Origin of the sequence: Flavisolibacter ginsengisoli DSM 18119 (genome assembly GCF_900129295.1) — a bacterium.
Lineage (GTDB): Bacteria > Bacteroidota > Bacteroidia > Chitinophagales > Chitinophagaceae > Flavisolibacter > Flavisolibacter ginsengisoli.
Genome location: NZ_FQUU01000012.1, coordinates 25,150 through 43,983, shown reverse-complemented (window position 1 = coordinate 43,983; position 18,834 = coordinate 25,150). Strand labels below are relative to the sequence as shown.

The following is an 18,834-nucleotide window of genomic DNA, read 5'->3' as shown; positions in this document are numbered from 1 at the left end:
TTCAACAGTAACTTAAAATATGGACATGGAAAAAAACGATAAATCCAGGAGGTCTTTTATTACCAAAGCCACCAAGGCGGCAATAGGGGCTTCGCTCTTTCCATCTATTGTTACCGCCCGCGACAAGGCCCGTCACCTGGAGAATCTGCAGCGTGCAAAACAGCATTACAGTGCTAATGACCAGTTGCAGATTGCTTTGATAGGTTCGGGGGGAATGGGAGTGGCTGATGCTACAACAGCACTGACAGTACCAGGGATTAAGCTATTGGCAGTATGCGATCTGTATGATGGGCGTTTGGCGGAAGCCAAAAAAAGATGGGGCAATGATATTGCTACCACCCGTGATTTCCGGGATATTCTCAACCGCAAGGATATAGACGCAGTGATCATTGCCACTCCGGATCATTGGCATAAGGATATATCTGTAGCTGCCATGAATGCAGGCAAGCATGTGTATTGCGAGAAACCCATGGTGCACGAGATATCAGAGGGAGCAGCGGTAGTGGCCGCACAGGAAAAGAATAAAGTAGTATACCAGGTAGGCAGCCAGGGCTTGAGTTCACTGGGCAATGAAAAAGCAAAAGAATTATTGAAGGCTGGCGCTATTGGACAACTTAATTATGCTGAGGGATTCTGGGCCCGTATGTCCCCTACGGGTGCCTGGCAATACCCCATTCCTGCTGATGCTTCTCCTGCAACTGTAGGCTGGGATGCCTTCATTGCCAATACCAACAAAAGACCTTTTGATGCTACCCGGTTTTTCCGATGGAGGAATTACAGGGATTATGGTACCGGTGTATCGGGGGACCTGTTCGTCCATTTATTTTCAAGCCTTCATTTTGTAACCGGTTCCCTGGGGCCCAATAAGATCATGGCAACCGGCGGACTTCGTTATTGGAAAGATGGCCGTGAAGTTCCGGATATCATGCTGGGTATGTTTGACTACCCTGAGACCAACATTCATCCACCATTCAATTTATCACTCAGGGTAAATTTTGTGGATGGTACAGGAGGCACCAATTACCTGCGCATGGTGGGAAGTGAAGGATCCATGACTGTTGAGTGGGATAAGGTAACCTTATTCAAAAATCGGAACGTGGTTGATGCAGGTGATCCACTGCTTAAAACAAAAAATGCAGCTTCAGGGAAGGAATATGTTTACGAACGCAAAAGCATGCAACCGCCTGAGAAATTGGAATACACTGCAGAAGAAGGATATAAAGGTGCGCATTTTGATCATTTCTATAATTGGGCAACTGCTATAAGGAACAATAAGAATGTGGTAGAAAATTCATTGTTCGGTTATCGTGCAGCTGCACCTGCCCTTTTGTGCAATGACAGCTATTTCGGTAATAAGATCATGCAATGGGATCCTGAAAAATTAAAGGTGCTGCATGGTTGATAATTCATTTACAATAACATTTCAATAATAACTACCATGATGAAACAATTCTTAGTTCTATCCCTTGTAGCAGTCCTGTTTAATGCCTGCAGCGGCACAAAAGCTGTTACTGATAACAACCTGGGGAAGCAAGAGAAGCAGCAAGGCTATCAATTACTGTTTAATGGACGCAATATGGATGGCTGGCACACTTACCAGAATAAACCCGCTGATTCCTGGAGTGTAAAAGATGGCGCACTGTATTGTAAAGGAAGTTCAACCGATAAATCAGACAGGCGTGCAGACCTGATCACTATAGATCAATTTGAAAATTTTGATCTTTCTGTTGACTGGAAGATCTCCCCGAAGGGCAATAGTGGCATCATGTATATGGTGACTGAAGAGTATCCAACCGCTTATTTAAGCGGCCCTGAATACCAGATCATAGATGATAAGAATTTCCCGGAACACCTGGAAGACTGGCAAAAAACAGGGGCCAACTATGCCATGAACGCCGCTCCCTTGGCAAAACCTAATCCGGTTGGACAATGGAACCACACCCGCATTGTTGTCAACAATGGCCACGTAGAGCATTGGCTGAATGGCACCAAGGTGGTGGATTACCAGCTCTGGACTGATGAATGGAAGCAACATAAAGAAAGTGGTAAATGGAAGGATGCGCCGGGATATGGAGCTTCAAAAAAAGGTCATATTGCACTCCAGGACCATGGAAGCGAGGCCTGGTTTAAGAATATAAAGATTAAAATCCTTTAGCGTCAGCGGGCTGTACTGCAAAACCTTTAGTTTTATTAAAATTACTGCCTTGGGTAAAATGGCTGTTTCTCTATTGGTACCTTCAATTCTGTTGATCAATTGTTTTTCAAATTGAACCCTACCATAATGAAAATAGCAATGCTTCTCACGGCATGGATGACTTTATCCTGCCATAACGGATCAGGAAAAGATGTGCAGGCAGATCCGGATAAATTACCACTGACCCTCCGGAATTTTTACCAGGATAATAATTACAGCGATAAGCCCTCTGCTTTGATTGATGGTGACCTTAAAACACCATTTGTACCTGCATGGAACCTCATCTACCAGCCTAATGATGTGGTTGTGGATATTTCTGATTACAAAGCCAGTATCAAAAAGATAAGGATCTATGATGGCCAGGGAGATAAGTTCAACACCAAATTGATATTGGTACGCAAGGATAATGAGCAGGAAGTGGAAGTTGGCACTTATACAGGAGATAAATATGAACAATGGGTAGAGTTCACACTGCCTACATCCTTTGAAGCTTCGAGGTTTATAATGCGCGGAGGTGCCAATGGCAGTTATGGAAATGAACTGGAGCTGATAGGAGATTATACACCTTATAAGGAACCGGTTTATAACAGGACCAGGAAACCCCTAAAAGATCTTTTAGGTGTAAATGCACACTGGTGGGATTTTTTAAATAACATGAATATGAAGGGCACTGCCATTGTACCCGCAAAGTACAATGCCTTTATGGACCTTGGGCTCACTTCATTAAGGAATTATGGTAATGCAAAAGAATACCAGCCCATAAGGGATAAATGGGCTTTTAATCCTGTACACCAGGGTTGGTATGAAGAAGACCTTTTTGCACAAATAAAAAAGGATCGGCCGGATATGGTTTGCTGGTCAGTGATGCAGGGGCAGTTTGATTTTGTCCGAAGCACATGGGATGTGCCTGACCCCAATTACGGGTTTACAGCAACTGTTTCAGAATACATCAACCACAACACCTGGGGTGTGCTGGTGCTAGAGTCTACCTCAAATAAAAATACGGGTGGTTTCAGGCGCTGGCATATTGAGCTGGCCAGCCCCGTACCTAAGGGAAAAACGGCTAAAGACTTTGCCACGGGTTCATCCAACCAAATGAATATTCCTACCTCTCATCCATCAAGAATTGAAATGGGCGTAGGTGGTAACCTGCCCTATGTGCCAGGCATGAAAGTGATTGTAACCAAGGGCCAATCAAGTGAATTAAATATTTACTATGCTGATAATAATAAAAGAGATGACCTGTCAACCTGGGAGGTTTTGGGAAGAATGGCCTATGTGATGGCTTCCCGGAAAGGAAAGAATGCCAAAGTGCCTGATTACAAAGTGTGGTCGCATGTTGATTATGATCCCGAACATTCTAAATGGATAGCTCCTAATGAAGTGGTGAAAGGAAGCGGTACTGCAGATCTGTTTGAAGGAATGAATGAACCTAATGCATTTTGGGCTGGCTACGATGATTACCTGAATGGCAGGTACCTGGCACCAGCATGGTCCATGATGTATGATGGCAATAAGGGGCAGTTTAAAAATTGTGGTGTTAAGAATGCTGATCCTGCTTTCAAAATGAGTACTTCGGGTTTAGCAACAGCTTCTACTGATATTATGCGTGCTGTTTATTGGTGGAGCAAAAAGAACAGGGGAATAAAAAAAGACGGCAGTGTAGATCTGCCTTTCGATATTATCCAGTTTCATAACTACTCCTATACTGGTGGAGTAAGTCAATATGCCGGCGGCGTTCAGGGAGGTTTACCTCCTGAATTATCAAACGTACTGGATGCGGCAGATGAATTTGTATGGTATTCCAACAAGTATGCGGCCGGCCGGGAAGTATGGATTGGAGAATGGGGTTATGATGTTAATCCCGCATCACCTATGAATGCCCCTGCGTATGGAAAATACACAGCCGAACAAACAAGGGCTAACTGGGCCATAAGGACCATTTTGGAATATGCAGCACACGGTATCGATCGGGCTCAATGGTATCGTTTGTACCAGGATGGTAATTGGGCTGACAAAGATGCCACGCAGTTCTCCACCATGTCATTATTAAGAGAGAATGAGGATAAAACAATCTCCCGGAGATTGGTAGGAGATTATTTCAAGCAGGTTGGTGAACTGGGCGATTATGTTTTTGACAGCAGGGTGAGCGAATCGCCAAGGGTGTTGAAATATAAGAAAGGCAAAGATGTGATGTATGCTATCTGGGGTGTAGAACAAATGAAGAAGGAAAAGGAAAGCAGGCCGGTATTTACCGAGACTACCGGAACTTATGAGTTATCACTTCCTGGTATTAGTTCAGTAATAAAAAAAGAATTCCAGGATGGAAGTGGAGTGATGCGATCTGAGAAGCTTAACGTCAATGGAAAGCTGAACATAAACTATAGTGCAAAGCCTTTGTTTATTGTAGCTACAGAATAACTTATGACCATTCCTACGGACAGACCTGTGTATGAAGGTGAGATAGCCACCTATTGGTTCGATGATGGCATTCTTGTGTCGCTTTCTAAAAGCCCCCGGCGAACAGTTGCTAACATTAGTGCTAATGTGGCCCTGGTTAAGCAAATAACCAATAACAAAAGAGTACCCCTCCTCATCTACCTGTCCAACTCACCGGTTCCTGATAAAGAAACCAGGAAATTTTCAACTACCCAGTTGCCTGTTATTTATTCAGCCATGGCAATGGTATCTAAACCGGGCCTTGCGCAATTTATAATGAGGATACTTTTCCAGTTAAAACCACCACCAATACCCATGAAAAGCTTTACCAATGACAAGGAAGCAAAGGAATGGCTGAAAAAATTTCTATGAGGTAGAATAGGTAATTACTTCGAAGGAACAGATGATCTTATGACGATAAACTACATCTCTTTGGTTCTTTTAATGCCTGTTTATTGGTGCTCTTACCCTTTATCAGTATCGTAGTACCATCCAAAAACAAACATGAAAAGGCCATAACAAATAGTACCGGCAGCAACCATTATAAAATACAGGTGTCCTACATCATCACCTATAAAATCAAATGCCTTATCTGTATTGACTACCAATTGCGGATTGGCTTCTGTGGCAGATTTAATAAAGAAAAAACCAATGATGCCAAGTATGATGCCTCTCGCAAAATGACCAGTCCAGGCAAGTACATGGATGATGTTTTTTTTGCCCTGCTCCATGTATTTAATATCCATTCTTTCCACATAGGTTTTGGTAATTACATATCCTAATTGTACAATGGCTACAATGCAGGTGATGATGCCTGTTGCCAGCAGAAGCTCGTATCCCCAATCCTGCCCAAGAAGATGCCGGGCCATATTTCTTTGCGCAGTAGGCTGACCTGTAATTTTAATATCTCCACTGCCGGACAATGCCTGCAAGGCAGAGAAAGCAATAAGAATATCTGCCAAACTGCTCAAGGCAGTAACTGATCTCCTCAGTATTCCTTTAACATCTTTACCATACCCATAAGGATCTTTGACAGCTTCATAAATACGCCAAATGGTATAGCTAACCATACCCAGGAGTATAAAACCAATAAAGATCTTCCCGATAAAATACTGGTCTAAAAAAGCAAGCAGGCTGGCTTCATCTGCACCACCATGTTTTAGTTTCAAAAAAGAAAGTATCGCAATAATCCCAATGGAAAGATAAATGAGACCGGTAGCCACACAGCCCCACAAGGCGAGGTAATAAAATGGTTTATGTTTCTTTCTTTTTTTGATAGCTATAAATTAAAATCAACCATAGCTCCCAATTCCTGTGCCTGATATATTTAACAGGGTAAATGATTGTCCTGAATGGAAATGAATAGTAAACATAAATTGGGATGGATCATTTTCCATGATATGATATTATTTCTGCAAAAAAGTCTTAATCTTCTTTTATGCCTGACCAACATCCCCCTCCAAAAAATATTGATTGAGTTTCTCAAATATCTCATATTGCTTTGAATCTTATCACTCAACTTTTTAGTTCTTTACAAGTATTATTATGATCAAATAATAAAGCAGATGGAAATACTTATCGAACAAAAAGGTGACTTTATCATTTCTACAGATAAATCAAAGCTTGACTTGTCTTTCATTCATGGGTATTTGTCAAAGGAGGCTTACTGGAGCAAAAACATACCTTTTGATGTGGTTCAAACTGCGGCAAATAATTCCCTGAACTTTGGATTGTATTATAAGAACAGGCAAATTGGGTATGCAAGGGTCATCACGGACTATGCAACCATTGCCTACCTGGGCGATGTATTTATCATTTCTGAATTCCGGGGGCAAGGATTATCAAAATGGATGTTGGACAAACTAATGAACCACCCTGGCTTGCAAGGCCTCAGGCGATGGATACTACTAACCAGAGATGCACATATGTTGTATAAAAAGTATGGATGGACGGAAATTGCCAGCCCTGAAAAATGGATGGAGAAGCATGATCCGGGCGTATATGCAAAAACGCAGGAATAATAGTTTTCTTCATACCCGGGAAATTGTCTGACTTCCAGGCTTTATATGGGGCAATCTTAATGTTGCCAACGTTGAAATGAAGATCTGGGAAAGAAACTGACCTGTAAAAAATCATTTTTTGGTGGCCATTCTTTTCGGTAAATTACCCTTAAATAATCTTTATTATGCATACTGTCAACCAGATCCTTTCCCGTAAGGGCTCCCATGCTATTTCTATTCATGTGCATGCTACCGTACTTGAAACCCTCAAATTAATGGCGGAAAAAAATATAGGATCAGTAGTAGTGCTGGATGATAATGAACAATATTGTGGTATTGTTACAGAAAGAGATTACTCCCGTAAGGTTATTTTAAAAGGCAAGAGCTCTACAGACACCAGTGTGGAAGAGATCATGTCTACAGACCTGCCCCATGTTTCTCCTAAGGATACAGTAGAGCATTGCATGGAACTAATGTCTGATAATAATATCAGGTATATTCCTGTATTTTCAGGCAATGAGCTGAAAGGCATCGTTTCCATGAGTGATGTGGTGAAAGAAACAATGCTAATGCAACAGGAAACAATTGACCACCTGCATCAATACATCAGCCTCTGATCAGAATACAGTAAAAATTGTGCAAGGCATTATAATGAATCATTTTATCATGCTATTGCATAAGTTCAACCCTTGGTATTAATTTTGAATCATTTATAATCCGAAAGTATCGGCTATGACTAAACGCACATATATATTGATCTTCTCCCTTTTAGGGTTTTTCTCTCTTGGTTACGCCATTTACAGGTCTACCAGTGTACGTACCACTGTTATGGAGAATGGTATGCAGGTAGTATATGGCGAACCCCAGCACGGGCTTATCCTTGGACTTTGCCTGTTAGCAGGTATGTGTATCCTCGGAATCGTCCTGTTATTAATGGATCGTAAGGACTGGACCGAAGATGCTAAAGTGCTTTCAAAAAGGACTGTAGAACCATTTAAATAGGACATCTGTTTATTCTGTACATTGCTTTTTTAAATAAACTATGTACCGTAAGAAACCTGATGTAGATGTGATTATGGATATCCTGGATGCCGCTGTAGCAGCATATCCTTCATCTGCATTCCTGAAAAGCCTGTGGGGCCAATACCAGGAACGTGGTGGGCTTAGTAAAAAGCAACTGGAAGGTTTATTTAAAAAAACACAGACCTTATCCACTATTCCTGATAATAAAAGAGCCACATTGCAGGCTGAAATATTAAAAAGGCCAAACAGGTACAAATCTGATAAACCTGCCACTACACCTCTATACCAAAAAGATGAACGAATTGGTGCTATGGTAGAAGGTGTGCTAAATAAATATCCTCAACACAAAAGAGTACTTTACTTTAAACTGCGCTATGATAATAATGAAACATTATCTACTGCCGAGGTTACTGAACTGGAAAAGTTTTACAAGCTAAGTGGGGGCAAGTTACCTGGTTGATCTGTTGCATATTTCTTAATGTTCTTCACGCAACACGTATTAACTTTTCTAACTGGTATACTAATGCGAAATTTGCTCTCCCTTCACACCTAAAACCAGTTTTGACCATGAAAAAAACCATCTTCTTTTCTACCCTTATTATGTCCTTTTCTCTATTGTTTTTATCTTTTGTAAATAAGGATACCAAGGATGAGATTGCTGTAAAATCTGTAAAGGCCACCACTTCCCTTTCATTACCCACATTGGCTGATAGCTTATTTGACAGCCTGCATTTAGACTCTCTTGGGTTAACCCATGAGGCTGTTGATTATGCGGTAAAAGGTTTCAGCAAGCTGGACAGCTTAGGCAAGGTGAATAATCCTTATTTAACCATTGTTGACCTTAGCCAGTCATCAAGGAAAAAAAGATTTTATATCATAGACATGCGTTCTCATCAATTGGTATGGAACACATTTGTTTCTCATGGAAAGAATTCAGGAGTTGATATGGCAGAGAAATTTTCCAACCAAATGAATTCTGAAGAAAGCAGCCTTGGTTTTTATGTAACAGAAAATACATACACAGGCAAGCATGGTTTGTCGCTGCGCATCAATGGCCTGGAAGAAGGATTTAATTCAAATGCTGAAGCTCGCGGAGTAGTGGTTCATGGTGCACCATACGTTAATGCTGACAGGGTGAACAGTGGTTATATGGGTCGTAGCCAGGGATGTCCTGCTTTACCTGTAAATGAATATGCAAAGGTGATCAATATCATCAAAGATGGTTCTGTACTTTTTGTATATCATCCATCTACAACATACCTGCAATCTTCTCCTATATTGAATAGCTGATCTTATATACATAATTTAAAAGCCTGTGCATACTTAGCACAGGCTTTTTTTGTGTTAGCTTATCACTGGCCTACCACCTTAATAAGGCTGCCTGCTTTTAAATTATCCTTTAAGTTCATTCCATTTAATACAGCCAGTTCTTCCAACCTGTTGGTAGGAATATTATAATACCGTAAGGCCTGTTCTAAAGTACCTGCCTGGGCTACAGATTTTATATGTATGCGCTCAGGCTTCCTGTTCAATTTGCTGGCATCTGTCAATTGACGGAAGCTTTGCATGGTATTGGTGAAATAGGAGCTGTAGGCATTGAAATCTGCCGGGGCTGATAATCCTATCATGTGGTAGATCATATTGCCATCCTGTATCAGGTAAGATAAGGTCCGGATGACACCTTGCTGCTGGGGGAGATCGGCAACCATAGCCACTGCAGGTAAACCATTTACATTTACCTCCCTGGTTTCTACAGGCTGTAATTTATATTGCTGCACAATGGCATTTGCTGCTTCCTGTAAGGTCTTGCCCGGGGCCAGCATAAATATCATTAATGCCTTGCCATCTTTGGGCGCCATTTGCACCTGCTGTGGGGAATTTTGATAGGCCCATCCTGAAGGTACATTGAATTGAAACTTCAATTCGGGATGATAGAACACCTGGTTCTCAAGGTAACCTTCCCTGGGGTCGTCGCCATACACCAAACCTTCTATTCTTCTTAAATAACTTTCCGTATTAACCATTGGATTGGTGAGATTCAGTTTCTGCCTCCATTCGTTGGCCAGTTTGGCTACTGTTGTATTTCTTTCGCCCGGATCAGGGTGTGTAGATAAGAATGGGGGTAGAGCAGCTGCGCCACTATTTGTTTCCTGGCGTTTTAATGTATTGAAAAACTCAGCCATTTGGCGGGCATCGTAATTGATCTTGGAAGAATATTCCACACCCAGTTCGTCAGCCTGGCGCTCATCATCCCTGCTGTATTTCAGCATCATTAGTTGCAATCCCTGTGAAGCCAGGTCGGCAAATTGAGCCAGGTTGGGATTGATCACAATACCTGCTATGATCCCCAGTTGCCCTAACATGGCAGTTCTTTGCTGGGCTACTGAATGGCGGGCAGCTATATGCCCAATTTCGTGTCCCAATACCCCTGCAAATTCCGCTTCGTTATTAAAATAAGCCATGATGCCACGGGTAAAATACACATAGCCACCAGGTATGGCAAAGGCGTTTACAACGGTAGAGTTCAACACTCTAAAGTTGTATTCTATATTGGGCCTGTGTGAAACCGCTGCCATTTGGCGGCCCTTTTCATTGATAAATCGCTGAATGGAGGAGTCGGGATATAATCCAAATTGTGCAATTACCTGCGGATCAGCTTCTTTGCCTTGCGCAAGTTCCTGCTGTTCAGACATTAAGACAACTTCCTTTTTTCCTGTAACCGGGTTACGGGCGCAGTTACTAAAAAACACCAACGAGGCAATACATCCGGAGAATAATAATCTTTTCATTATGCTGATTTTAAAAGCCAGGAATACCCTTATTCAATCTCTACTATGCAACGACAATGCCATGGGAAATAATAAGGCAGGTAGGTCCGGCAGCCCCATCTTATAAGGGCTATAATGTAAGAAACAACACATCAAAAGGGCTCAGTTTTGGTCTTTTTACATCTTAGTTTTGTCTTCCCTTTCCCCCGTTTCATCCCCTGTTATTAAGGAGTGAACAAAATGAATTGCTAAATAAACCTTCTTTGTAAATAATCGTTTTAGATTTATAGTAAACAAAGTCCAATAATCACCGTCTAATTAAAAAAACCATCATGGATACACAAATAACCACATGGGAAATGAACCTCGAATCAAGCGCTGTTAACGACACAAGAGAAGAAATAGCAGCGGGTCCACTTGAGCCATACAAACTGGATTGGGATGCTATAAACTGGAACTAAAACGAGACTCGTAGATCTACGATCATACGCACTCGTAATCTTCCTTATAAACAACCTTCATTTCAGTAAATACCATATACATAAAATCGGTTAAAACTGCTCTTGTCCAGCGTTACAGAGCCCACTACTTTTGTATCAGAAGTTGATTGATAGCATATATCAATCGCCCGATTTCCATCGGGTCCAATGTCCTGAAAACCGTCCAGTAAGTTTTTGTTTTCCATATCCAGAAAAACCTAATCCAATATCAGTCAACTTCTATTTTTTTCCTCTGAAAACCCTTTGATCCTGTATCCTCTAAGTTCGTTGTAGTAATGCACTGTGAAAACTACCCGTAATCCTATCCGTTGAAAGCCGTTGCTAATCCAATTGATTAACCATTTATTGCCCTGACCATGTGTGCTGAATTTAGAAGGCTACCCAAACGGATCCTTATTATTGACGACGACCTCGATCTGCTGATGTTGTTAGAACGTCAACTGGACAAACAAGGATATGCGGTAGAAACCGCCGCCAGCCTGCCCGAGGCTGAAGAGATCTTACCCCAGTTTTTACCTGACCTCGTATTGCTTGATATCAATATCAATGGTGAAGATGGCCGACAGCTCTGTTGGAAGCTAAAGAACTCCGACGACTATCCCCATTCAAAAGTGATCATCATCTCCGGCTATGACTATAGCTCGGGAAGAGCATTTCTGTTTGGTGCTGACGATATGTTGCCCAAACCTTTCCATATGGAGTACCTGCTGCACCGTGTGAATGGTTTCCTGGATGAGGGTACTATCAATATCAATACAATGTTTCCCGGTAAGGGTACGCATAGAGATTGAAAGGTCACATAGTGATCCCTGGCGATCGCTTGTTTCAAATTGACACCCATCCTCCTGGTAGGGGTAGCAGGTAATTTTAGTAATAGAATGTAATTTCTATCTTTCTATTTATCCAGCTATTGAAAATAAAGCTGTCTAACAACTCTTCATCCTGCCTATTTTTGGCGACTTAAATAGAAAGCTATGAAGTTGGTTACTTACCTCAACGAAGATCATGACCAGTTAGGCCTGCTGGTAGATGGGTTGGTATATGATATGGAAAATATTCACCCCGACCTGCCGGGCAATATGAGTATGTTCCTGGCCTATTGGGAAGATTGTTTTCCTGTAGCGCAGGCAGGTGTTGATATGATCCGTGAGGGAAGAATTGGCCGTAGCAAGGGAAAGCCTGTTGAAAGCCTTGAACTTTTAGCTCCGGTACCGTATCCACCCTCCTGCCGCGATGCCTATGCTTTCAGGCAACATGTGGCTGCCGCAAGGCGCAACCGCAAGGTGGAGATGATCCCTGAATTTGACCAGTACCCAATCTTTTACTTTACCAACCACCATAGCATCAAAGGTCCGGGCGAGGTAAGCTGCATGCCGGATCATTTGGAAAAACTCGATTTCGAGCTTGAAGCGGCTATTGTTATCTGTAAACCAGGTAGAAATATTAAAGCAGAGGAAGCGGATGAATACATTGGAGGGCTGATGATCATGAATGACCTCAGTGCACGCCGTTTGCAAATGGAAGAAATGTTGCTGAACCTTGGTCCTGCCAAGGGCAAGGATTTCGCCACCACTGTTGGACCATGGCTGGTAACTTTAGATGAATTGCAACCGTTTGAAGTGGCACCTAAAGAAGGCCATACTGGAAAATCCTGGAAACTGAAAATGACCTGCTCTGTCAACGGTACGCAGGTAAGTGAAGGTAACCTTGCAGATATGGACTGGACATTTGCCGAGATCATTGAAAGAGCCTCCTATGGTGTTGACCTCTTGCCAGGCGATATCATTGGCAGCGGTACGGTAGGAACCGGGTGTTTTCTTGAACTGAACGGAACGGGTAAACTAAATGACCCCGAATACCAGGAACAATGGTTGCAGGATGGTGACGTGGTTGAAATGAATATTGAAGAACTGGGCACACTTTCCAACACCATTGTGCAGGAAGACACGGACTGGAGTATCTTAAATCGTAAGAAAGGGTAGTATTAAAATTGTAAAAGGTTGACATGGAATATCTTTCCTTGTCAACCTTTTAACCTGGTAACTTTTCAACCTTCGGCCTACACCTTCACTGTATTCATTCGCCTGGTAGCTGCAGCTCCCTTGTTCCTCACCTTACCCAGGAAGGAATCTTTCACCTTCAGATCTTTTGCAGCATTCACTTCCGCATGGCCAACGCCGGTGTTTTCAATATCCATGGTTTGCACCACAAAGTTTCCTGCTTCTATTGATCCTACACCAGAATTTTTAACGATGGCATTATCCGCTTTTCCACTCAGGTGCACATTACCCACACTGGTGTTTTTAATATCAATCCTGGAAGCCGTAAGCTCAAGGTTCACATTGCCTACACTTTTGTTTTTCAGGTCAAGGTCTCCAAATGATAATTGTTCTTCTGAAGCTACATTGCCCACCGTGCTCAATTCCATTTCCTTCAGGTTCTTAAATGTTACATAGACCTTCAATTTGGTCTTATTATTAAAATTCTTGTTTTCCATCTTTTTCATTTCTATCACCAGTTTGTCGCCTTCATTATGCACCTGGAAAAGATCCTGCAGGTTTTCATCAGCCTCAATTTTTACGGCCTCTGTATTGCCCTGTGATAATTTCAGTTCATAAACACCGGAAGCTTTCAAACTGTTGAATGAAGAAACCTTTACATCACGGGTGATGATCTTTCCATTGCCTTCAATGGATTCTCTTTTTTGTGCATGTGCAGCAGTCGCTATCAACAATCCTGTAGCTGCTACCATAAGAACTTTACTCATACTAATTGGTTTAAGTTTATTATCTATAAATAACGAAATCTTTCGTATAACGAATGTAAACTCCTTCTGGTTACTGTAATGCCCTTTAAAATTACAGGCGGTGGAAAGAAGGGGAGAATGGTAAAAATCCAAAAGCGGCAACATGGCTTCCGGGCCTTTTTTACCAACCTTACCCAGGAAAGCGGTAATACTACCCTGGAAACTACCGCATTATGATCCATCCAATTCTAAATTCAGCCTACTAGGTGTACATCCAACTAATATCTCATACATCGGCCATACATATCCCATAGATGTCCCAATGCTTATATGGTTGGGATATCTATGGGATATCTATGGGACATCTATGGGTCATCTATGGGACATCCTCCCTTTAGCCTGGAAGTTGGCAGGACCCTGGTGGCGTTTTTATGGAAATAAGTTTGTAGACAGGCAGTTTTTACTTTTTATAGAATAAATAGAAAGAAGTTGTAATAATATAATCTTGAATGTCCTTTCGTTAGAATCAGGAAGCTTTCAGTAGTATGGAATATTGAGCAGGGAGTAATAAACTTTAGGTACTTTACTACGCAAGGTCAAAGTTTGAGGGATAAGGATGCACCCATGGTCTGTACATGCCTTTTCCTGCTCTTAAAAGAGTTATCCGTTAATTTTAATATAGGCTATTGTCTAAATCACCTTGTTTATTACATTTGCTTTCAATGGAATACAATACAACCAGGAATTACCTGACGATGCGTGAGTACGGGCGCCATATTCAAAAGATGGTGGAGCACCTTTTGTCCATAGAAGACAGGGAACGTCGTCAGAAGCAGGCATACGTGGTGATAGAACTGATGGGGTTTTTGAATCCGCATTTAAAGAATGTTGAAGATTTTAGGCATAAGCTCTGGGATCACCTGTTTTATATAAGTGATTTTAAACTGGATGTTGATAGTCCATATCCCATTCCAAAGAAAGAAACTTACAAGGCAAAGCCAGAACCGATTCCTTATCCCAAGCGCTATCCAAAGTATTCGCACCTGGGTAAGAACCTGGAGCTTGTGATCAACAAGGCGTTGAAGGAAGAAAGCCAGGAGAAGCGGCAGGGATTTGCCAATGCGATTGCTTATTACATGAAGCTGGCTTACAACAACTGGCATAAGGATGTGGTACATGATGATGCCATTCAAAGTGAATTAAATAACATCACTGAAGGACAACTGGAGTTTACCAATACGCCATATGTAAAAGCTTACCGTCCATCGCAGGACCGCGACAGGGATCGTGGAGGATATGGACGCCAGCAACGCGGAAAATTTCAGAACAACCGCGGTGGCGGAGGCGGTGGTGGCCGTAATGACAAACGTGGTGGTGGCCAGAAGTTTGGCAAAAAGCGCTATTAATAAGTATCATACATATACTACTAAAGGTTGACAGGTAATTTGTCAGCCTTTTTCTTTTAAGCCGGTAATTTGCAGGGTTCAATTTTCATCATCTTAACTAAATAGCATGTCATCATTTGAAGTAACAGGGGGAATAAAACTTAAAGGCGAGATAGAACCCCAGGGGGCAAAGAATGAAGCCTTGCAGATCATCAGCGCTGTTTTGCTGACATCGGAAAAGGTGACCATTAGCAATATTCCGGATATACTGGATGTAAATAACCTGATAGAGCTGCTATCCGAGATGAATGTAAAGGTGGATAGAATTGACAGGCACACCTGTATCTTCCAGGCAGACGATGTAAACCTGAACTACCTGAGAAGTGAAGACTTCAAAAAAAAGAGTGGGCGTTTACGCGGCTCTGTTATGCTGGCAGGCCCCATGCTGGCCAGGTATAAAAAAGCTTTTATACCCAAACCGGGAGGAGATAAGATAGGCAGGAGAAGACTGGATACGCATTTACTGGGTTTTGAAAAACTGGGCGCAACATTCACCTATTATGCCGAAGATGGTTTCTTTTATTTTAGTACGGAAGGATTGAAGGGCACCTACCTGCTGCTTGATGAACCTTCAGTGACCGGTACTGCCAACCTGGTTATGGCTTCGGTGATGGCGGAGGGCACAACAACCATCTATAATGCGGCATGCGAGCCATACCTGCAACAGCTATGTAAGATGTTGAATCATATGGGTGCCAACATCTCCGGCGTAGGAAGCAATATGCTGACCATACAGGGAGTTGATAAGCTTTATGGCACTGCGCATCATATATTGCCGGACATGATAGAGATAGGGTCTTTTATAGGACTGGCCGCCATGACGCAAAGTGATATAACCATCAGGAATGTGGGCCTTGAGCACCTGGGGGTGATCCCGGACAGGTTCAGGCAATTGGGTATCCAGATGAACATTTCAGGTGATGATATCCATATTCCCAGCCAGGAACTTTACGAGATTCAAACTTATATGGACGGGGGCGTGCTTACCATTTATGATCATCCCTGGCCCGGTTTAACGCCCGACCTGCTTAGCATTATATTAGTGGTTGCCACGCAGGCAAAAGGTTCTGTGCTGGTGCACCAGAAAATGTTTGAAAGCCGCCTTTTCTTTGTAGATAAATTAATAGACATGGGAGCCCAGATCATTCTATGCGATCCACACAGGGCTGCCGTCATTGGCCTGGAAAGAAAGAATAAGCTGAGAGGTATAGAAATGAGCTCGCCGGATATCAGGGCAGGGGTAGCCTTGCTGATAGCTGCGCTTAGTGCAGAAGGGAAGAGTGTCATTCAAAATATAGACCAGATAGACAGGGGATATCAATACATTGATAAGCGTTTGCAGCATTTAGGTGCTGACATCAGGAGAGTGTGATTGTTGTTATGTTGGCTTATGGATTTATTCCATAATAAGTAAAAAATGCCTGAACCCTGTTTGCTTTACAAGATCTGTGATCTGTGTTCCTACTTCTTGTTTTCTTTTTCCTTCATTTAATAAATTTCTATAGGCACTCAATACCTGGAGCTTATAAAACTTTTTAAAAAAAGGAACACATTCCTCCAGGCAGGAAGTGGTTCTTACCCATTTTTTAAATGCGTCGGGCTGATGCTTGTGATGTGACAATTGGGTCACTATTTCCAGGGCTTCCAAATAGCCTTTTTCAATTTCAATTTTCTTTTGTACATACTTTACCGTTCGAACCAGGTGATAGGCTTCATCAAAATATCCTGCAAGGTTATAATACCCTGCCATCATATGTTGAAAGTAGGGGTATTGCCAAAATGTAGTACTTTCTTTATGGAGGAAGTAGTGATTCCATTTATTTGATTCAACCACACAATCATCAATACTTTCATTCCTTACTTTCCGGTCAAGTATATGGCTGCCAATATACCTGGCTACAACAAATGGGTGCATGGAAGTATTGGGTGTGTGTATCTTTAGTTTTTCAAATTGCATCCTTACTGATTTATAATTACCACAAAGGAATTCAGACAGTAGGAGCAGGCATTGTCCGAAGACCTTTGATTCGCCCGTTTTTTTTTGCAGGTACAGTTGTACACTTCTTTTATACTCCCTGCACAGTCCATCAATAAAAGGAAATCTTTCAAAAAAATAGATCTGTGAAACAGGGTTTTTTGCCAATTGTGGCGAAAGTTTTTCTAAAAGGGCAGGGTTGGAAATGATCCTTAGCGCTATATTTCTACATGCATTATGATAGTTCATATCTCCCTCTTCCTTCATGTCAATCTGGTAAAACCCAAGGATCAGGTTTATTTCCTGATCAATGGTCATGGGTGAATACTCTTCTTTGTGTTCTTTTTGAATGTAAGAAGGCCAGTTGGAAAATCCTGTGTAGGCAGCCAGGGTATTAAGCGTTTTAGGAGCAGGAGAGAAGGGCGATTGCAGGAAACCCAGAAATCTTCGTAAAGTGTTGGGGCTCAGGTATTGACCCGTAACTCTCTGAACATCTGCGCTTAACTGTTCGCACTCCACAGAATGGGTAATGGCCTTTCCAAAAGATTGATGGACATAACTTTTAAGCTCTTCAATAAGTAACCTGTCCACTTCTGCTTTTTTTCTTGGCATAGTTAAAGTTAAATAAAGACTGATTAATGGAAGAAAATGGAAAGATTTAGTCATTTGTAATCTTTTAGTATTGGCATATACAATTGCGCTATATGACAGATAGTTTATCTTGGGAATCCTGGGAAGAATGGGATGAAATACAGGAATGTTTTTTTCTGTATGTGGTGGGTGAGATATATAGTTACAAAAAAAACCTTCGGTTAGCCCTTGTAAAGAAATTCCTTCCGGGCATTCCACAATCCAATCTATTATTAGAACTGGTACCCGTTTCTTCAAGGACAAATAACATTGCACAGGAATTGATCTACACAGAATCTATTGACAAAAAAGGCTATGACTGCATTACCATTTTTTTTGGGCACAGGGTATTAGCTGAGATAAAAGATATTGAAAAAGCGGACAGGGAAACCGAACCATGGAATGATGAAGGCTGGGATGAAACTATGTAATTATGGGAATCAGCATGAAGGGAAAGTTCATATTATCAATGCAGCTAACTATTCCCTCACCCATTTCACCTTTTCTTCCAGTGGCTGTCTTTTACCCTGTGGTGAAGGGGTAGCGACTTCTCCAATGTAAAAAAATCCCATTAGCTTATCATCTTGTCCCAGTCCGAAAAAAGGCTTTGCTTTTTCATTATAGGTAATGCCACCTGTAGTCCAATATCCACCTAATCCATAAACAGTTATGGTGAGATACATATTTTGTACCGCTGCAGCCACGGCAGCCATTTCTTCAACTTCCGGGAACTTTTTATTTGGGTCACGCTTCATGCAGAGGGCAATGACATGAGAAGCTTTTAAGGGGTTAGCCTTCAAATTTTCATAAGTGACTTCTTTAAACTTTTCTCCTGCAGTTTCTTTATACAGTTCACTTTGAAAAGAGGCCAGTTTTTGCAGTCCCTCACCAGTAAATACAACAAACTGCCAGGGCTGTAAATTACCATGATTAGGTGCCCAGGTGGCGTTTTCCAATACCTGGTTTATAATGGAATCATGTATATGATGCTGTGGTTTGAATTGTTTGGGAAAAGTGGAACGGCGGCTGCGAATCAACTGGTTGAAAGCCTCTACATTAAAATTCATTGGGCAAAATTGAAGGATTAAAAGGTAGGAGACAAACTTTATTAATG

At 41.8% G+C, this 18,834-nt stretch carries 21 protein-coding genes; 16 read left to right on the top strand and 5 right to left on the bottom strand.

Annotated features, from left to right (window positions below; translation table 11 throughout):
• The first annotated feature begins 25 nt into the window (after positions 1-25).
• The 4 genes from BUA53_RS13910 to BUA53_RS13895 all read left to right on the top strand — a co-directional run bounded on the left by BUA53_RS13910 (position 26) and on the right by BUA53_RS13895 (position 5,005).
• Positions 26-1,402, top strand: coding sequence for a Gfo/Idh/MocA family protein (locus BUA53_RS13910; RefSeq protein ID WP_139256446.1), 1,377 nt, complete (start codon positions 26-28; stop codon positions 1,400-1,402).
• Between the two features lie 36 nt (positions 1,403-1,438).
• Positions 1,439-2,155 (top strand): 3-keto-disaccharide hydrolase, encoded by a 717-nt coding sequence (locus BUA53_RS13905; protein ID WP_245793121.1) that lies wholly within the window; start codon positions 1,439-1,441, stop codon positions 2,153-2,155.
• Between the two features lie 126 nt (positions 2,156-2,281).
• Positions 2,282-4,615, top strand: coding sequence for a hypothetical protein (locus BUA53_RS13900; RefSeq protein WP_072835997.1), 2,334 nt, complete (start codon positions 2,282-2,284; stop codon positions 4,613-4,615).
• Positions 4,616-4,618: 3 nt separating this feature from the next.
• Positions 4,619-5,005 (top strand): DUF7793 family protein, encoded by a 387-nt coding sequence (locus BUA53_RS13895; RefSeq protein WP_072835996.1) that lies wholly within the window; start codon positions 4,619-4,621, stop codon positions 5,003-5,005.
• 92 nt (positions 5,006-5,097) lie between these two features.
• On the opposite strand, the gene BUA53_RS13890 is transcribed toward BUA53_RS13895, so the two are convergent.
• Positions 5,098-5,856, bottom strand: a complete 759-nt coding sequence (locus BUA53_RS13890; RefSeq protein WP_175546080.1) for a DUF1206 domain-containing protein — start codon at positions 5,854-5,856, stop codon at positions 5,098-5,100.
• Positions 5,857-6,198: 342 nt separating this feature from the next.
• Here BUA53_RS13890 and BUA53_RS13885 point away from each other — a divergent pair, with 342 nt between their 5' ends.
• From BUA53_RS13885 to BUA53_RS13865, 5 genes are all read left to right on the top strand, one after another.
• A complete protein-coding gene (locus BUA53_RS13885; protein WP_072835994.1) occupies positions 6,199-6,654 on the top strand; it encodes a GNAT family N-acetyltransferase in 456 nt (151 codons plus the stop codon).
• A 164-nt stretch (positions 6,655-6,818) separates the two neighbouring features.
• Entirely contained in the window at positions 6,819-7,250 is a 432-nt protein-coding gene (locus BUA53_RS13880) for a CBS domain-containing protein (protein WP_072835993.1), read from the top strand.
• A gap of 115 nt (positions 7,251-7,365) precedes the next feature.
• The gene (locus BUA53_RS13875) at positions 7,366-7,635 is read left to right on the top strand and encodes a hypothetical protein (protein WP_072835992.1); all 270 of its coding nucleotides are present in this window, start codon (positions 7,366-7,368) and stop codon (positions 7,633-7,635) included.
• 40 nt (positions 7,636-7,675) lie between these two features.
• Positions 7,676-8,116, top strand: a complete 441-nt coding sequence (locus BUA53_RS13870) for a hypothetical protein (RefSeq protein ID WP_072835991.1) — start codon at positions 7,676-7,678, stop codon at positions 8,114-8,116.
• Between the two features lie 107 nt (positions 8,117-8,223).
• The gene (locus BUA53_RS13865; RefSeq protein ID WP_072835990.1) at positions 8,224-8,946 is read left to right on the top strand and encodes a murein L,D-transpeptidase catalytic domain family protein; all 723 of its coding nucleotides are present in this window, start codon (positions 8,224-8,226) and stop codon (positions 8,944-8,946) included.
• Positions 8,947-9,008: 62 nt separating this feature from the next.
• Here the strand turns inward: BUA53_RS13865 and BUA53_RS13860 are convergent, their stop codons facing one another.
• Positions 9,009-10,445, bottom strand: coding sequence for a M48 family metalloprotease (locus BUA53_RS13860; protein ID WP_072835989.1), 1,437 nt, complete (start codon positions 10,443-10,445; stop codon positions 9,009-9,011).
• 311 nt (positions 10,446-10,756) lie between these two features.
• Between BUA53_RS13860 and BUA53_RS21675 the strand changes: the two genes are divergently transcribed.
• From BUA53_RS21675 to BUA53_RS13850, 3 genes are all read left to right on the top strand, one after another.
• Positions 10,757-10,885 carry a hypothetical protein gene (locus BUA53_RS21675; RefSeq protein ID WP_262494404.1) on the top strand — a complete coding sequence of 43 codons (129 nt, stop codon included), beginning with the start codon at positions 10,757-10,759 and terminating at the stop codon, positions 10,883-10,885.
• Between the two features lie 395 nt (positions 10,886-11,280).
• Complete coding sequence (locus tag BUA53_RS13855) at positions 11,281-11,715, top strand: response regulator (RefSeq protein WP_072835988.1); 435 nt, start codon at positions 11,281-11,283, stop codon at positions 11,713-11,715.
• A 183-nt stretch (positions 11,716-11,898) separates the two neighbouring features.
• Complete coding sequence (locus BUA53_RS13850) at positions 11,899-12,906, top strand: fumarylacetoacetate hydrolase family protein (RefSeq protein ID WP_072835987.1); 1,008 nt, start codon at positions 11,899-11,901, stop codon at positions 12,904-12,906.
• 77 nt (positions 12,907-12,983) lie between these two features.
• Here BUA53_RS13850 and BUA53_RS13845 read toward each other — a convergent pair whose 3' ends face one another.
• Positions 12,984-13,691: a head GIN domain-containing protein gene (locus BUA53_RS13845; protein WP_072835986.1), complete on the bottom strand. Its 708-nt coding sequence runs from the start codon at positions 13,689-13,691 to the stop codon at positions 12,984-12,986.
• A gap of 142 nt (positions 13,692-13,833) precedes the next feature.
• On the opposite strand from BUA53_RS13845, the gene BUA53_RS20940 reads away from it, so the two are divergent.
• The 3 genes from BUA53_RS20940 to murA all read left to right on the top strand — a co-directional run bounded on the left by BUA53_RS20940 (position 13,834) and on the right by murA (position 16,487).
• Positions 13,834-14,148, top strand: a complete 315-nt coding sequence (locus tag BUA53_RS20940) for a hypothetical protein (protein WP_084080080.1) — start codon at positions 13,834-13,836, stop codon at positions 14,146-14,148.
• Positions 14,149-14,392: 244 nt separating this feature from the next.
• On the top strand, positions 14,393-15,076 hold the full coding sequence (locus BUA53_RS13840; protein WP_072835985.1) for a DUF4290 domain-containing protein: 684 nt from the start codon (positions 14,393-14,395) through the stop codon (positions 15,074-15,076).
• A 106-nt stretch (positions 15,077-15,182) separates the two neighbouring features.
• The gene (murA, locus tag BUA53_RS13835; RefSeq protein ID WP_072835984.1) at positions 15,183-16,487 is read left to right on the top strand and encodes a UDP-N-acetylglucosamine 1-carboxyvinyltransferase; all 1,305 of its coding nucleotides are present in this window, start codon (positions 15,183-15,185) and stop codon (positions 16,485-16,487) included.
• 24 nt (positions 16,488-16,511) lie between these two features.
• On the opposite strand, the gene BUA53_RS13830 is transcribed toward murA, so the two are convergent.
• The gene (locus tag BUA53_RS13830) at positions 16,512-17,702 is read right to left on the bottom strand and encodes a hypothetical protein (RefSeq protein ID WP_072835983.1); all 1,191 of its coding nucleotides are present in this window, start codon (positions 17,700-17,702) and stop codon (positions 16,512-16,514) included.
• A gap of 92 nt (positions 17,703-17,794) precedes the next feature.
• Between BUA53_RS13830 and BUA53_RS13825 the strand changes: the two genes are divergently transcribed.
• Positions 17,795-18,151 carry a hypothetical protein gene (locus BUA53_RS13825; RefSeq protein ID WP_072835982.1) on the top strand — a complete coding sequence of 119 codons (357 nt, stop codon included), beginning with the start codon at positions 17,795-17,797 and terminating at the stop codon, positions 18,149-18,151.
• Positions 18,152-18,199: 48 nt separating this feature from the next.
• Here the strand turns inward: BUA53_RS13825 and BUA53_RS13820 are convergent, their stop codons facing one another.
• Positions 18,200-18,787, bottom strand: a complete 588-nt coding sequence (locus BUA53_RS13820; RefSeq protein ID WP_072835981.1) for a nitroreductase family protein — start codon at positions 18,785-18,787, stop codon at positions 18,200-18,202.
• Positions 18,788-18,834 lie beyond the last annotated feature (47 nt).

Bases quoted from the DNA above. Each gene is read 5' to 3' on its own strand.
- BUA53_RS13885 (WP_072835994.1), top strand. From the start codon at position 6,199: ATGGAAATACTTATCGAACAAAAAGGTGACTTTATCATTTCTACAGAT.
- BUA53_RS13840 (WP_072835985.1), top strand. From the start codon at position 14,393: ATGGAATACAATACAACCAGGAATTACCTGACGATGCGTGAGTACGGG.
- BUA53_RS13860 (WP_072835989.1), bottom strand. From the start codon at position 10,445: ATGAAAAGATTATTATTCTCCGGATGTATTGCCTCGTTGGTGTTTTTT.
- BUA53_RS13910 (WP_139256446.1), top strand. From the start codon at position 26: ATGGAAAAAAACGATAAATCCAGGAGGTCTTTTATTACCAAAGCCACC.
- BUA53_RS13830 (WP_072835983.1), bottom strand. From the start codon at position 17,702: ATGCCAAGAAAAAAAGCAGAAGTGGACAGGTTACTTATTGAAGAGCTT.
- BUA53_RS13880 (WP_072835993.1), top strand. From the start codon at position 6,819: ATGCATACTGTCAACCAGATCCTTTCCCGTAAGGGCTCCCATGCTATT.
- murA (WP_072835984.1), top strand. From the start codon at position 15,183: ATGTCATCATTTGAAGTAACAGGGGGAATAAAACTTAAAGGCGAGATA.
- BUA53_RS13870 (WP_072835991.1), top strand. From the start codon at position 7,676: ATGTACCGTAAGAAACCTGATGTAGATGTGATTATGGATATCCTGGAT.
- BUA53_RS13895 (WP_072835996.1), top strand. From the start codon at position 4,619: ATGACCATTCCTACGGACAGACCTGTGTATGAAGGTGAGATAGCCACC.
- BUA53_RS13900 (WP_072835997.1), top strand. From the start codon at position 2,282: ATGAAAATAGCAATGCTTCTCACGGCATGGATGACTTTATCCTGCCAT.
- BUA53_RS13855 (WP_072835988.1), top strand. From the start codon at position 11,281: ATGTGTGCTGAATTTAGAAGGCTACCCAAACGGATCCTTATTATTGAC.
- BUA53_RS13820 (WP_072835981.1), bottom strand. From the start codon at position 18,787: ATGAATTTTAATGTAGAGGCTTTCAACCAGTTGATTCGCAGCCGCCGT.
- BUA53_RS13865 (WP_072835990.1), top strand. From the start codon at position 8,224: ATGAAAAAAACCATCTTCTTTTCTACCCTTATTATGTCCTTTTCTCTA.
- BUA53_RS13905 (WP_245793121.1), top strand. From the start codon at position 1,439: ATGATGAAACAATTCTTAGTTCTATCCCTTGTAGCAGTCCTGTTTAAT.
- BUA53_RS20940 (WP_084080080.1), top strand. From the start codon at position 13,834: ATGGCTTCCGGGCCTTTTTTACCAACCTTACCCAGGAAAGCGGTAATA.
- BUA53_RS13850 (WP_072835987.1), top strand. From the start codon at position 11,899: ATGAAGTTGGTTACTTACCTCAACGAAGATCATGACCAGTTAGGCCTG.
- BUA53_RS13825 (WP_072835982.1), top strand. From the start codon at position 17,795: ATGACAGATAGTTTATCTTGGGAATCCTGGGAAGAATGGGATGAAATA.
- BUA53_RS13875 (WP_072835992.1), top strand. From the start codon at position 7,366: ATGACTAAACGCACATATATATTGATCTTCTCCCTTTTAGGGTTTTTC.
- BUA53_RS21675 (WP_262494404.1), top strand. From the start codon at position 10,757: ATGGATACACAAATAACCACATGGGAAATGAACCTCGAATCAAGCGCT.
- BUA53_RS13845 (WP_072835986.1), bottom strand. From the start codon at position 13,691: ATGAGTAAAGTTCTTATGGTAGCAGCTACAGGATTGTTGATAGCGACT.